Source organism: Emticicia fluvialis (assembly GCF_024793945.1).
Classification (GTDB): Bacteria; Bacteroidota; Bacteroidia; order Cytophagales; family Spirosomataceae; genus Emticicia; species Emticicia fluvialis.
Genome location: NZ_JANUSD010000009.1, coordinates 191,064 through 205,761 on the forward strand (window position 1 = coordinate 191,064; position 14,698 = coordinate 205,761).

The following is a 14,698-nucleotide window of genomic DNA, read 5'->3' on the forward strand; positions in this document are numbered from 1 at the left end:
TTAATGTATTAAACAATAATAGATTACATTTATAAATTTACAGTTTATGAAATTAAACGAAAAGATACGTCGCTTTATCAATGACAAGGATTTAACTTCCACCAAGTTTGCTGATGAAATTGGAGTACCCAGACCCAGCATATCTCACATTTTATCTGATAGAAATAAGCCCAGCCTTGAAATTGTACAGAAAATATACAAAAGATACCCCGAACTGGGTTTTGACTGGTTTCTGGAAGACGAAGAAAATGAAGGACAGCAGCCCGCACAAAGCCTTAATAATCAAGCTGTTATAGCGCAAAAAAAGCCAGTTAATGGTTCGCGAGATTTAAACGAAAGAAAAAACACGGAAAATCCCCCGATGTATTCAAATCTCAACGGCTCTATTTTGCCCAATTTAGGTCACGGAAGCGTAGCAAGAATCATTGTTGTATATACTGATGGCTATACTCAGGTTTTTGAAGCCAGCAATGCCTGATAAATTTTAGAGCCAATTGGTAAAAGGAATACAGAATATCATAAATGCCTGAAAGCTCAGCCGCCTTAGGTACGACGTAAAGCCAGATTGGTTGCAGGCAGCTACAACTGAAGGTCAGGAAGATAAATTTATACAGGTAGTACAAATGAAAAGGAATCTGAAGTATCAGCCTGTTTAAATGTATCAGAAAGATTAGTTGTAAAAAAAAGTACAGTTATAAAAAATATTACCAAAAGGTTAATCTGTGATAATAGTATGATTGGTAATAACCAGTTAAAAAGTTTCTTACTATTCAAATTGATTAATTAAATAAAAAGATACTACAGGTTAATTATAAATAAATAGTATTGTTCATTTAATTAGAATGGTTTTATTAATAATTACTTATCTTATTATTAAATTAAACCAGTAAGTAAATTCTAATTTAAAATTACTTACTCTTAATTATTTAAAGTTTGAAGCGTATTATATTAAATATTAAAACAGTATTATTTAATAGACATAAAACAATTATATGTTTATTTAAAATAAAAACTTATAAACCAATAAACATGGTTTATACTTTATTTATTATTAAAACTTTACATACTAAATATTTTAAATACATTGTTTTATACTTTTTGATTGTTTTAAATGTTATAAAATAAATAAAAAGTATTTTTAGTATTATTAATTATTATACTAACTAATAAAACATTATTATAACATTAGTATAAAAAAATAGAATAATATTATACTTAATAAATGGTTTAAAATTATTTATAGTATTCAATGAACTTTCTGCCCTTGAATTTATTGAGTTTTTGAAATGCAAAAATTTAATTGGCTTTTTCAAATCAAGCCTTACCACGAAGGTGCTTAAAGGTAACATGAAGGAAGGCGTAAGACATGTAGCATTTCATTCAGACACGGCTAAGTTTTACGAGTGTATTTATAAGCCCTGATTTATTACAACCTTTAAGTTCTATAATGTAGGGAACTTACAGAGGCAACCCTGCTCTGTTTTAGAGCGGCCAGGCTTTTAGAAGTTAACAAAGCAAGGCAGGTAAACTAAATTAGTCCAAGTGCGTGTAAGGCAGGTTTTGTGCAGGTGTATACTTATTCCTGATTAGTTAAGAATCTCCGGCTAATCAATTGAGTTGTTTAGTGATGAAGAACAAGCTGAATACCTTTTGCCAAAGTCGGCTCATTTAATTTACAGGTAATAAAAATTTGAGATTTCGTTCAATCGCCAAAGGTTCTGGTTAAAGCCTTGAGTGTGTGGGGGTCCAAAAGTAAAATGAACAACTGGTTAAATTCAATTTTCAGATTGCCTGAGCCAGGTCATTTAGGCGCTTTAAGATTTCTTGCCAGGTTTTAAAACTTCTGGTTTGCTGGTCGGTTTGCGGTGTACGAAACTTGAAAATTCAGGTTCTATCCTGAGTCTGGTTAAAACCAAGAAAAGTAGACCTGTTTTAAGGCCTCAAATAGCCGATTTAAGAAACTTTTAACCCGCCAGACGTATCAATGCCTAAACAACACACAGAAATCGCCAGAAAGGCGCATTTTCTGTTTTTTAAATTTACCATGTACTAATAATATAAATACTACTTATTATTTTAAATATTCATTAATTACTATTTTAACTTTTAATACTTTTTATAAATTATTGTACTTTATTTAAATATAAAAAATTAATTAAATATTAGTAAGTATAATTAAATAGGTAAGTTTAAATTTTATATAATTATTTAAATCTAACAATATTAATAGAAGTATTTGTTATTATAAATAAGTATATAATGTTATATTTTTACTGAACATTTTATTTTGTATTTACTAATGTTTTTTTTTGTATTTTATATAATTATAGAATTATTAGTTAATTGTATTAGTACAATATGCTATTATAAATACTAAACTAAATGTATATATATAATTATTTAGTATTTATTTTACTTAAATAATTTATATTTTACTTAAAACATTCTATACTTATCGTAAAGTAGTTATTATTAATAAAAGTTATTATTTTAGTATTGTTACTCCGGTTGATTTGTTCTATATTGCCACACATTATTATTCTTATACAACCAATGACAATTAGTGTAGTAAACAACAAAGGGGGGGTAGGTAAGACTACATCAACCCAGAACCTTGGTGCCGCTTTCCAGAAGTTTGCAAACGCTCGTGTGCTTTTTATTGATCTTGATGGCCAGGCCAGTTTAACCAGGTGCTTTGGTATTCTGGAAACACAGGTAGGCAAAAACCATGTTGGTAATTATTTGAGTGGAGAGCTGCCATTTGAAAGTGTAGTGATTAATACTCCCATCGGCGACCTGCTGCCAAGTGCAGCCGAACTAAACACCAAAGAAGATGTAATTAAAGCATCACCGGTTTTTCCGTTCAACCTGAAACTGCTACTGGAGAAAATTAAAAAGAATTATGATTACATCATGATTGATTGTCCGCCCACACTTTCAGGGATGACAAGAATAGCGCTCATTGCCTGCGACCTTTACATGGTGCCACTGCAGGCAGAGTACCTGAGTTATGAAGGGCTAAGAAATTTTTTATCGTACTCGTCAGAGCTGCAGTTAATAAGCCCTCAAACAAAATTAGGTGGTGTTTTTGCAACACGCTACAACCCGAGAATCAATAAGAAGCTGAGCAACGAGATTATAGAAGCCACCAAAAAGCAATTAGGTGATTCGTTTTTTTCTACAACTATCAGAGACAACATTGCGATATCGGAAGCACAGGCAAGCGGACAGGATATTTTCTCGTACGCACCAGATAGCAACGGAGCAATGGATTATTATAAATTAACTAAGGAAATTCTAGACAGTTTCAACGCAAATAATTAATAAGGTTTGCGTTATATACTGTTCAACTAAAATTTTAGAAAAATGGCAAAAAATAGAAATTTTACATTTGAAAGTTTAGTTCCAACCAAAAGTACTGAACAAGCCACAGGTACACCGGCTTCTGCACCAAACGGAAGCCAGCAGGCATTGATGGCATTGCAAGACAACGGGCCGTCGACCAAAGTTACATTCGATTGCCCGAATGAACTGGTTGAAACCATGAAAGATTACGGATATTGGGAAGGGATGTCGCAGAAAGATATAATCATTGAAGCGCTTGGTGTTTTCTTTGAAGAAAAGAAAATTAAAGAAAGACCAGAGAAAGTAAAAATGAGAAAGAAAGTTGGTAGAAAACCAAAGGCATTAAAGGCATTTCTTAGTTGAAATGCCTTTTTTTGTTTTTAATGAGAATTGAATACCTTCATAATATATCAGTACAAACCGAAATAGCCAATTCTCAGGCATATCAAGTTAAAGATGTATTTGTTATATAATTTATATTATGTTAAATAGAATCTTCTAAAACTCCCCTAAGTTACATACCTGAGCTGCGTGTTTATATTTATGTACTTCTTTCTACATTATCATTGACTGCTAATTTTATATGGATCATTCAATGATTATTTGTCTATAAAACGGCAGATTCTGAAAGTTAAGGCTGTACCTGAGATTTGCATGAAAAAAAATTACCGTACGTTGGTACGGAATAATCAATTCTGAGCAAACCAATAAACCGTGCATAAAAAAAACCCTTAGACAACGCTAAGGGTTTTTATATATATTCAGTTCTGAAACTGGTTATTTTCTTTTAGAACATTGTTCAAGCACAGTTGTTAAACTGTTTAGGTTGTCTGTCAGGTCCTGATCTAACGCTTTACCTTCTTTTTCTCTTACAGATTTGCAAATATCAAAGTGAGGTTTTGCTTCACCAAATTTGGCACAGGCTTTGTCTTCTACGGCTTTGCCATTCTTTTGGTACTCTTTCATGTCCATTTTATCAACCTCTTTCTTGATTTCAACAGCCTGGTTGAAGTGGAACACACCCAGGTTGAAGTTACAATCGTAGTTGGTTGGGTCAATAGCCAATATTTTTTTGTACCAGCCAAGCGCTTCTTCTTTTTTACCGCCGTTATCGTAAAGAATAGCCAGGTTTAGCATATTGTTTACGTTTGTAGGGTCGGCTTCAATCAGTTTTTTCAACTCATTGATAGCTTCTTCAGAATTACCGCTAGACAACTGAAGGTTTACAAGTGTACCTTTCAAATCTTTGTCGCCAGGGTTTGAAGCGATACCTTTTTTAAGTACTTCTACAGCTTTAGCTGTATTTTTTTCGTTTTTGTACACTTCAGATAAGCTGTAGAATACGGCTGCATCTTTACCACCTTGCTCAATAAACTTATTGAAATAGATTTTAGCGGCCTCGTTATCTTTAGCCAATTGCGCAACAATACCTGTGTACAAAGAAGCCGTAGTATCTTTTGGGCTTACTTCTGAGGCAATTCTGAATAATTTAAGTGCGCTGGTAAAGTTTTTACCGTTATAGAAACCAGCACCCTGTTGCATCAGTGCAGAATAAATTTTCTGACTTGTAAGCGCTGCCTCAATTTCTTTGGTGCCTTTACCGCCAGCTTCTACTTCAAGTGCCTTTTTATAGGCATTATATGCTTTTTCTGATGCCATTGAGTCTTTTCCGCAGTTAATGGCCATGTCTTCATAAGCCGCGGCAAGCTTAACCCAGGTAGATGATTTTGCACCTTTTTTGGCATCCTGACTTGCTTTTTCTCCTTTGGCAATTTCGTCGGCTGCTGACTTACATTGCGCATCTTTAAGTTGATTATCAAGTCCTGATTGTGCAAATACGCCTGCCGTAAACATAGATAAGACAGACACAAAAATGGTTTTTTTCATATTTCTGTTAATTTTTTAAAAATATTAAAATGCTTAGGGTTAGACAATTTAATTTCGCGAAAAATAGGGATTTTCAGGAAATTAACAAAGTATTAACATAAAAAGTAGACAACCCTCCTACTCTTTACCGGGCATTATTCGGCACTTTCTACTATTTCAGCGCCAGTGCCTTCTTCTTCCTCATCATCTTCTCTGATGATACGGGTTACAGAGGCAATATGGTCTGTTTCGTTAAGGCGGATAAGTCTTACACCCTGGGTATTACGGCCCATTACCCGGAGGTCGGCCACTTTACTGCGTATGGCAATACCGTTTTTGGTGATAATCATCAGATCGTCATCATCGGTTACTTCTTTAATGGCTACCAGCGCACCTGTTTTATCGGTGATATTCAGCGTTTTAACACCCTTGGCACCTCTTGAGGTAATGCGGTAATCTTCAATATCAGAGCGTTTTCCGTAGCCTTTTTCTGATACCACCAGTAACTGGGTATCTGCTCTGGAAACACAAACCATACCAATGGCGCGGTCGCCTTCGTCTAAAGATATACCTCTTACACCGGTGGCTGTACGGCCCATCGGACGCGTACCTGACTCATGGAAACGAACCACTTTACCGTTTTTGGCAGCAATTACAATGTTGTTATCGCCGTTGGTAAGGGCAACATCCAGCAGGTTGTCGCCTTCATTGATGTTGATGGCAATGATACCACCCTGACGCGGACGAGAATAGGCTTCCAGAAGGGTTTTCTTCACGGTACCTTCTTCGGTACACATCACGATATAATTATTGTTGATATAGTCTTCGTCGGTAAGTGTAGAAACGTTCAACACTGCCTGAATCTTATCGTCGGCTTCAATATTTATCAGGTTCTGTATGGCTCTTCCTTTGGCGGTTTTGCTGCCTTCCGGAACTTCAAAAACTCTGAGCCAGAATAATTTACCTTTTTTGGTGAAAAACAACAGGTAATTATGGTTGGTAGCTGCAAAAAGATGCTCGGTGTAATCTTCATCTTTGGTTTTTACACCTCTTGACCCGGTGCCACCCCTGCCCTGTGTGCGGTACTCCTGCAATGGCGTACGTTTAATATACCCCTGATGAGAGATAGTTACCAGCATTTCATCGTCAGGTATCATATCTTCAATGCTGAATTCACCGGCGGCCATTTCAATTTTAGAGCGTCTTTCGTCGCCGTATCTGGCTTTCAGTTCAGCCAACTCATCTTTGATGATGTTGCGTTTTCTTTCTTCCGAACCTAGGATATCACGTAAGTCAAGAATGATATTTTTAATTTCATCAAATTCGGCAGTTATCTTGTCTCTTTCCAGACCTACCAAACGTTGCAAACGCATATCCAGAATGGCTTTTGCCTGCACCTCGCTCAGAATATTACCCGTTTCGGCAGCTTCAGAATTAAAGGCATCAACAATCTGCAGGCGTTGAAGACCAACCGTCAGGAATTCCTGTCTTTGTTCGGGTGTCATGAAATCGCCTTTCATCAAGCCTGTCCTGGCTTCGTCGGCGTCTCTTGAACCACGGATAAAGCTAATAACGGCATCAATGTAATCGAGGGCTATTAACAAGCCGACTAATATATGTGCACGTTTTTCGGCTTCTTTTAAATCGTATTGCGTACGTCTGGTTACAATTTCAAGCCTATGCTCTACGTAGTACTTAATCATGTCTTTCAGATTGAGCGTAACCGGACGGCCTTTAACCAGCGCCACGTTATTGATACTGAAAGATGATTGAAGCTGCGTATATTTATAAAGGTTATTAAGAACCACGTTTGGTACGGCATCTTTACGGAGGTCATAAACGATGCGCATCCCTTCACGGTCTGACTCATCTCTGATGTCTGAAATACCCTCGATTTTCTTTTCGTTGATGAGCTGAGCGGTTTTCTCAATCATCATGGCCTTATTGACCATATACGGAATCTCGGTTACTACAATCTGGTCTTTACCTGTTTTAGAGACCTCGAAATTGGCTACAGAACGCAGAACGATACGGCCGCGACCGGTTTCAAAAGCTGATTTTACACCGCTGTAACCATAAATAATGGCTCCGGTCGGGAAATCGGGCGCTTTAACAAACTGCATCAGTTCTTCAACCGTAATATCGTTGTTATCAATATATGCAGTTATACCATCTGCAACCTCAGTAAGGTTGTGAGGGGCCATGTTAGTGGCCATACCTACGGCAATACCTGCAGAACCATTCAATAATAAATTAGGTATTTTACCCGGCATTACTGATGGCTCTTCTAACGAATCGTCAAAGTTGGGCTGAAAATCAACTGTTTCTTTGTTGATATCTGCCAGTAGTTCTTCAGCTATTCTTTTCAGACGAGCCTCAGTATAACGCATAGCTGCGGGTGAGTCGCCGTCTATTGAACCAAAGTTACCTTGTCCGTCAACCAATGTGTAGCGTAACGACCATTCCTGAGCCATACGCACCATGGTGTCATAAACCGAGCTGTCTCCATGCGGGTGATATTTACCCAACACCTCTCCTACAATACGAGCCGATTTTTTATAAGGGCGGTTGTGATATACACCCAGTTCTGCCATTCCGTATAAAACTCGACGATGAACCGGTTTTAGTCCGTCTCTAACATCAGGCAAGGCACGCGAAATAATAACCGACATTGAATAATCAATGTAGGCGCCGCGCATTTCGTCTTCGATGTTGATTGGGATAATTGTGCCGTTGTTGGAAGATTCTGGGATTAGATTTTCTGTTTCCTCAGCCATTAGCCTTAAGATTTACTTTTTTTAGTAGAATAAATATGACTATTTAGATATTTTTTTGCACTATTTTTAATAGTAATATTACAAATTTAATAAAATATGCACAAATAAACAAATTCAATAGTCTATTAATATCAGCCAGATGTATGTAGCAACATAATTTTTTAACTGTGCGGTACCTGTAAATTTTTTAAGAACTACCAGGCCAGCGTTGTTGCTATACGTAAACAACAAAAAATGCTCAAAAACCTTTTTCTGCCTGGCAGAAAAAGGAATATGAGCCTTAATTTTTGAATGATTGAATTACCGCCGCCAATGACCTTTTTTGTAGACGTATCCACGGGGTGATTGCACATACCGGCCCTGAACCCAAACTTTTCTGTAACGCGGAGCCTGACGGTAGTAACCATTGCGCCATACGTAAGTGCCACCCCGGGCAACATAATGACCGGGAATCCAGACGTAACTGGGAGTAGGTGGCCCGGGGGCAACCTCAACCACAGCAGGTGGCGGAGGGGTGGTAATAATTTGACCCGAACAACTGAGACCAGCCAGTGCCAAAGGAATTAATACCCCGAAAAGCACCAGTTCTTTCAGTATTTTCATTAAACTCTGTTTGCTAATATACTTATTCATTGTCTGTAACATCGCTTTGAGATTCTTCAAGATCAGTATGATTGTCGCCTCCCAGGCTATAATAATTATTTTCTTCGTCTTCTTTTCCAATGGCCTCGTCGGCATCATCAAGCTCTGCACCGGGCACATCCAGGTCATCACCAGAGGCCTCAGAGGTGCCATCTGCTTCGTTCCACGCCAGACGGTCAATTTCATTGGGCGCTTTGTCTTGCGTTGGGTTTTCCGGGTCTAGTGCTTCTTGTTTTATACCTCTGGCATAAATATCTTCTGAGGCCGGATACTTCGGATACCCGGGAAACTGCACCTCTTCTGCTTCTGGTTTGGGTTGTTGGTTTGCTTCCATTGCGCTGGCATTTGGTTTAATTTGGTTACAATAACAATATCAGAAGTAGAATTACGATTAACGCACCCGCCGAGATATAAACACCTCCGCCAAGCTCGGCCATTTGTGTTTTAAGCGCTTTTACTTCTTTGCGTAATGCTTTTTTCTCATGCGTTGTCATGCTTTTCTTATCCATTGCCTTAATTTCTTCCAGCCGTGCCATTATAGCCTTGGCTTCAGCTGATTCGAGTTTTTCAGCTTTTACTGTTTCAACTTTGGCCGCATCTTTTACCGGGGTTTCAGTAGCTGCCATACTGGCTTGTGTAATGATAAAGAAAGTAAGAATTAGTGAAGCAAGAGGTACAAAAACTTTTCGTTTCATGGCTGTAAAATGTTTTTAAGTGAGCAATAAACCTTCGCTAAGGTTTAGCCCCAAAAAAATACACCACCTGAAAGAATGCAATTTTTGACTGTAATTAGTATGAAGAATGTAGATTTTTTTACTCAGGCGAGAACCTGGGTAAGCCCTTATGCCCATGCCAGCAGAAGGCTACCTTAATTTAGCAGGTCAGGGCGGCGCTGTTGGGTACGTTTGATAGATTGTTCAAGGCGCCAGTCGTTAATTTTTTTCTCATGACCCGAAAGCAGCACATCCGGCACTTTCATGCCTTCAAATTCTGCCGGTCTGGTATATACCGGCGGTGCCAGCAGGTTATCCTGAAAAGAATCGGTCAATGCTGAGGTCTCATCATTTAAAACACCGGGTATGAGCCTGATGATGGCATCTGATACAACAGCGGCGGGTAATTCGCCACCTGATAAGACGTAATCGCCGATTGATATTTCTTTGGTAATGAAATGTTCGCGCACGCGCTCGTCAATGCCTTTGTAGTGCCCGCACAGAATAATGAGGTTGTGTGTCATTGAAAGCCTGTTGGCCGTTTTCTGGTCGAACACATCGCCGTCTGGTGTCATATAAATAACTTCGTCATAGGCTCTACCCGACTGCAAATGGCGAATACATTTGGCAATAGGCTCAATACCTAACACCATACCTGCTCCGCCACCAAACGCGTAATCGTCTACCTGGCGGTGTTTGTTTTCAGAGTAGTCGCGCAGGTCATGGATATGCACTTCGGCATGCCCGGCTTCTCTTGCCCGCTTCAATATTGAGTGGTCAAAATAACTGTCTAGCAAACGGGGTACGCATGATATAATATCAATACGAATACCGCTGTTTTCAGTAGTGCCTGTATGTGCCTGTGTAATGTTTTCCATTTTATTTATCAGGATGCTTCTGGCTCGTCGTCGTCTTCATCGTCGGGCTGTAGGTTGCTATTGTCCAGATAAACCTCCATTAGCCCCTCCGGCAAATGCGTGTACAACTCTTTTTTGTCGCGGTCAACTGTCTTTACTATGTCGTCATTAATCGGAATCAGTATTTCTGTGCCTTCATAATGCATAGCTATGAGGTCCTGGCGGTCTGATGTATACACAGCCAGAACTTTGCCCAGTTTACCTTTTACGTTGTCTACTACCGTGAAATCGATAATCTCATGGTAATAAAACTGGTCGTTGTCTTCCAGCTCAGGCAGGTTGTCTTCCGGCAGATAAATATCACAGTTTACGAGTTTTTGCGCCTCTTCTATGGTATCTATGTCTTCAAACTTGATGATAGACTTGGCAGGTCTAATCTGGATTTCTTCTACAAAATGAGGCACCAGCTCTCCTTTTATTTCAAGCAGAACAGAATCAAGCTCTTCGTAGTCTTCAGGATAATCAACATCAAGCCAGATGGCCAGTTCGCCTTTCAGACCATGAGTTTTGGTTATTTTACCTAATATATAGCAATCCTCTTTTGTCATAACATTTTTGATTCAATATAAAAATCCCCGCTTTTGGGCGAGGATTTTTTATAATTTCGTTAGATGGAATCTCCGAATTATGCTTCTGCTGATTCTTCAGTTGCTTCTGTTGCAGGCGCTTCTTCTTCAGCAGGGGCTGCTGCAGCGGCGGCAGCTGCTTCAGCGTCAGCAATAACTTTTTGCTGAGCGGCTTCCATATCAGCGCGTTTTTTACGTTCTGCTTCAAATGCTGCTTTTTTAGCTGCATCTTTGCCTTCAGAAAGTTTGGCAATTCTTGATTCGCGGTTTTCTTGTCTTTCTTTAGACCAAGACTCGAAACGAGCATCTGCTACATCCTGAGTAATGGCTCCTTTATTTACACCAACCTGAAGGTGTTTTTTAAGCAATATACCTTTTACTGACAAGATTTTACGGGTGGTATCGGTTGGTTCTGCACCTACCATTAACCAGTAAAGGGCTCTCTCATCTTTCAATATGATGCCCGCAGGGGTAGATTGAGGATTGTACTGACCTAATTTCTCGATAAATTTACCATCACGTGGTGAACGAGCGTCAGCTACTACGATGTCATACAATGGAGCTTTTTTGCGTCCTCTTTTTGCTAATCTGATTTTAACTGCCATTTTTTTCTGTTTTAATGGGGAACCCGTCCCCTTTGCGCATTTTTTGGACTGCAAAATTATAAAAAATCCTTACGAAATCAAAGTTTCATAAGGATTTTTTATGACTATAACCTATTTTAACTTTATAAGGTATCTAAAGAAGAAAAAAGCGAGCCTGTAAGCCGAATTCTGTCTTTAACATTTCTGCTAAAGTCTTATCATTTATCTGGAACAACAGTTGCCTGCTGCTTCTATCAACCTACCCTCCGACTCGGGCGAGCAGCCCTTAAGCTATCTTTGCAGATGGCTGTGTCGGTTTATTTGGTCTTTCAGTTCATGAGGTTTACCATGCCCTGTCTGTCACCAGACAAGCGGTAGGCTCTTACCCTACCTTTTCACCCTTACCTTGCGGCGGTATATTTTCTGTGGCACTGGCTGTAGGCAATCAGTCGCCCGATTCCCCCCTACCCGTTAGGTAGCATGATGCTCTGCACTGTTCGGACTTTCCTCAACTCTTCGGTTTGCACCTTGTAGCAGCGATAAGACGGCCCGCTTTTTTCTGCACACAAAGGTAGAAACTCCCCTGCTGGCAAACAATATTTAAAAAAAATATTCTTATTTCGGTGGCTGGGTCATTAGCAGTTTCCTGACTCATTAAACTTCGCCAAAAATAAACTAATTAATTTTTATGCGATACGCCCCCCTTACATTCCGTCTACCTTCAATTCAACTTTTCCTTTGGCAACAACCACCGCAACAATGCTTGACGGTGTCAGATAAACTTTATCTGGCGTTACGCTTTCAATCTTTCCGGCCAGCTTCACTCCTTTTTTGTACTCGGTGTTCATGGCAGACTCAACGTTTTGTTTGGCATAAGCGAGCAGCTCATCTATTGGCAGGCCATATTGTTCTTCAATCATTTTCACCATTTTGCCTTCTAACAGCCACGATGCCGCCCTGGCCAGTATATTCTTGGTTTTGATATCAAACTGGGTATTGCTCAAGACTATGCTTTTTCTGGCCGGGCTGTAAACCGGGATACCCTTTATGTATATAGTGCCTTTCAGTTTGCCTTTTATCATGGCCTTAATAACCAGATACTCGTCACTACCATAAATATCAAGATCGGTTACTTCTATTTTATATTTACCGTCTTTGAAATCATACACCTGGCCAACAAACATTTTTTTGGCAATGGCGGCGGCTTCTGTAAATGGCACGTCGCTCATTAACCCCACCTGAAAATCGTTTGGTATGCTCTGCACCAGTTTCAGATTAGGTATAGTGCTTACAGAAAACGGAGCGAATGGCTTTTCGCCGGTAATGGTTTCGGTGTAAGCCTTTAAACCAAGCACCGACCTTACGTTTCTTCCGGCGGTTACCAGTGGGGTCATCAACACCTCAAGCGGCGTTATTTTAACCCAGGTCCGGTATTCTGCCGACACCTGATACGGTTGCAGGGCGGCGTTCCATGCCTGTATAACATAAGGCTTGATTGACAGATTTTTGGCAACGGCATCATCTATTGAGCGCGCAAAACCTGACTGATTGTTATCTATTATTTTACCGATAATGAAATCTATCGGAATATCTATACCCAGGTTAACTTTAGGCTTGGTAATCCACTGGTAACCGTTGGGCGATGTTGAGGTCTGAACGGCCCAGTCTGGCCTGATGGTAAACCTTGTTGAGAACTTCATGTTGATTTCAAACTCAACAGGAATGTACTTTTTGAAGCCAAAGGCGCCGATACCCTGCTCTGCCCATACTTTCAGCGGAACCGTGAAATCAAAAACATCATTGGTGGCTGCTGTAATAATAATATTAGATTTTTTCCAGACCTTACATTTAAAGTCGTCATTATTATTGTCGGTATAGCTGTTATCTTCGTAAATAAGCCCGGAGATACTGGCATTGATTTGCTTTTCGATGTCGGCCATCGAAATGTTAAATGGTATGCTGATATTAGATAAGACTTTTTCCACTTTTACTGAATCTTGCAGGTATTTTTCTACCGGGGCTTCGGGTTCTGCCGTTTTTTGGGCAACGGCTTCATGATTTGAATACAAAAGTGCGCTTACAAACAAACAACAGACAATTGTTAGCTTCTTCATAGGGTATTGTTAATTGTACTTTTTTGAGCAAAACGTTTTTGACAACGAAAAAATCATGAGGTTTAAATCTATTTTATCTTAATGCGGGTGGCGCCATAACCAAATTTTTCTTTCTGGGCGTCTTCAAACCACGCCACATTCTTATGGCCTGATAACCGGCGTTGGATTTCCTGCCTTAAAACACCGTTACCCACACCGTGTATAAACGTTATATCGTCCATACCGCTGGCTATGGCTTGTTCAAACTTGCTCAGAAAAGTATTCATCTGCAGCTCAAGCATCTCGGCGTTGTTGAGTGTCCTATGGTTTTTAGTAAGCTGCTCTATGTGTAAATCTACCATTGGCGCAGGCTTTTCGTAGGTTTTAGGCAATGTCTCAACCGACTTCTGGGCCATCATGCTTTCTTTCAGTTTGTTGGCATCTATTACCAATTTTGGCTTAGGTTCTGCTTTTTCTGTGGGTATGGCTTCTGCGTCGTCGCTGTCAAGCTGGTACAAATACGATTCTCTTTCAAGAATGGGTGTTTTATTTTTATGATTAGGCCAGGTGTTGGCTCTGATTCTGAGCTTTTTAAACAAAGGCGCGCGCTCATCAAACGGCCCATTGTTAAAATAAAGCACTCTGATAGAGAAACTTCCCCAGGTTTCCATATCTTTAATCAACAAATCAAGGCTTGATTTCTGATAACTTTTTGCATTAATTAAGCCGCCTGCCAGGCCTACATGTATGCGGTCTGTGGTTAATGTAAGCGCAAAGGGCAGGTCCCAGTCTGTATTATTAACAATATTAACAGATACTTCTTTTTCATTAACCGGCACAAATGCCAGAAAAATACCTTTGTCGGCCTTAATGATGGGTTTGGTTTCTTTGGGTTTGTTATCTGCCGTAACAGGTGCAGGTTTAAAAAACTGTGTTTCTGTTTTTGATACAACGGCCAGTTCTCTCTTTAAAACCGGCAATTTAAAGCCGGCTTCAATTTCTACCTCAACAACGTTATCTTTTAAAAATCTGGTTATGATGCCTTCTTCTTTCGAATGTAATAATCTTACCTTGTCTCCTATATTCATACTTGCTTATAATTAATTAAACGCCATGCTGATTGCAAAATAACACGACAAACTCTATAACAGCATTATTAAAGAAATAATTTCAAAGAATTTACAAAATTGAACGC

Annotated in this window: 13 protein-coding genes and 1 other RNA gene; 3 read left to right on the forward strand and 11 right to left on the reverse strand. The window is 39.3% G+C overall.

Annotated elements, in window-relative coordinates; all coding sequences use genetic code 11:
- Positions 1-46 precede the first annotated feature (46 nt).
- The 3 genes from NZ848_RS12425 (at position 47) to NZ848_RS12435 (ending at position 3,708) form a co-directional block, all read left to right on the forward strand.
- Positions 47-478, forward strand: coding sequence for a helix-turn-helix transcriptional regulator (locus NZ848_RS12425; protein ID WP_259015732.1), 432 nt, complete (start codon positions 47-49; stop codon positions 476-478).
- 2,075 nt (positions 479-2,553) lie between these two features.
- On the forward strand, positions 2,554-3,324 hold the full coding sequence (locus tag NZ848_RS12430; protein WP_259015733.1) for a ParA family protein: 771 nt from the start codon (positions 2,554-2,556) through the stop codon (positions 3,322-3,324).
- A gap of 42 nt (positions 3,325-3,366) precedes the next feature.
- Positions 3,367-3,708, forward strand: a complete 342-nt coding sequence (locus NZ848_RS12435; RefSeq protein WP_253522388.1) for a hypothetical protein — start codon at positions 3,367-3,369, stop codon at positions 3,706-3,708.
- A 414-nt stretch (positions 3,709-4,122) separates the two neighbouring features.
- Here NZ848_RS12435 and NZ848_RS12440 read toward each other — a convergent pair whose 3' ends face one another.
- The 11 genes from NZ848_RS12440 to NZ848_RS12490 form a co-directional block, all read right to left on the reverse strand.
- Positions 4,123-5,232: a tetratricopeptide repeat protein gene (locus NZ848_RS12440; RefSeq protein ID WP_259015734.1), complete on the reverse strand. Its 1,110-nt coding sequence runs from the start codon at positions 5,230-5,232 to the stop codon at positions 4,123-4,125.
- A gap of 134 nt (positions 5,233-5,366) precedes the next feature.
- Positions 5,367-7,988: a DNA gyrase subunit A gene (gene gyrA, locus NZ848_RS12445; protein WP_253522392.1), complete on the reverse strand. Its 2,622-nt coding sequence runs from the start codon at positions 7,986-7,988 to the stop codon at positions 5,367-5,369.
- A 300-nt stretch (positions 7,989-8,288) separates the two neighbouring features.
- Entirely contained in the window at positions 8,289-8,621 is a 333-nt protein-coding gene (locus NZ848_RS12450) for a hypothetical protein (RefSeq protein WP_259015735.1), read from the reverse strand.
- Positions 8,614-8,964: a hypothetical protein gene (locus NZ848_RS12455; RefSeq protein WP_259015736.1), complete on the reverse strand. Its 351-nt coding sequence runs from the start codon at positions 8,962-8,964 to the stop codon at positions 8,614-8,616. The genes NZ848_RS12450 and NZ848_RS12455 overlap by 8 nt, the downstream gene beginning before the upstream one ends.
- Positions 8,965-8,989: 25 nt before the next feature.
- A complete protein-coding gene (locus NZ848_RS12460) occupies positions 8,990-9,325 on the reverse strand; it encodes a hypothetical protein (RefSeq protein WP_259015737.1) in 336 nt (111 codons plus the stop codon).
- Positions 9,326-9,498: 173 nt separating this feature from the next.
- The gene (trmD, locus tag NZ848_RS12465; protein ID WP_253535563.1) at positions 9,499-10,173 is read right to left on the reverse strand and encodes a tRNA (guanosine(37)-N1)-methyltransferase TrmD; all 675 of its coding nucleotides are present in this window, start codon (positions 10,171-10,173) and stop codon (positions 9,499-9,501) included.
- A gap of 56 nt (positions 10,174-10,229) precedes the next feature.
- Entirely contained in the window at positions 10,230-10,808 is a 579-nt protein-coding gene (gene rimM / locus NZ848_RS12470) for a ribosome maturation factor RimM (RefSeq protein ID WP_259015738.1), read from the reverse strand.
- 77 nt (positions 10,809-10,885) lie between these two features.
- Positions 10,886-11,431, reverse strand: a complete 546-nt coding sequence (locus NZ848_RS12475) for a 30S ribosomal protein S16 (protein WP_259015739.1) — start codon at positions 11,429-11,431, stop codon at positions 10,886-10,888.
- Positions 11,432-11,572: 141 nt separating this feature from the next.
- An RNA gene (gene rnpB / locus NZ848_RS12480) (RNase P RNA component class A) lies at positions 11,573-11,966 on the reverse strand.
- Between the two features lie 148 nt (positions 11,967-12,114).
- Entirely contained in the window at positions 12,115-13,524 is a 1,410-nt protein-coding gene (locus NZ848_RS12485; protein WP_253522405.1) for a DUF4403 family protein, read from the reverse strand.
- Between the two features lie 68 nt (positions 13,525-13,592).
- Entirely contained in the window at positions 13,593-14,591 is a 999-nt protein-coding gene (locus NZ848_RS12490; protein WP_259015740.1) for a Smr/MutS family protein, read from the reverse strand.
- Positions 14,592-14,698 lie beyond the last annotated feature (107 nt).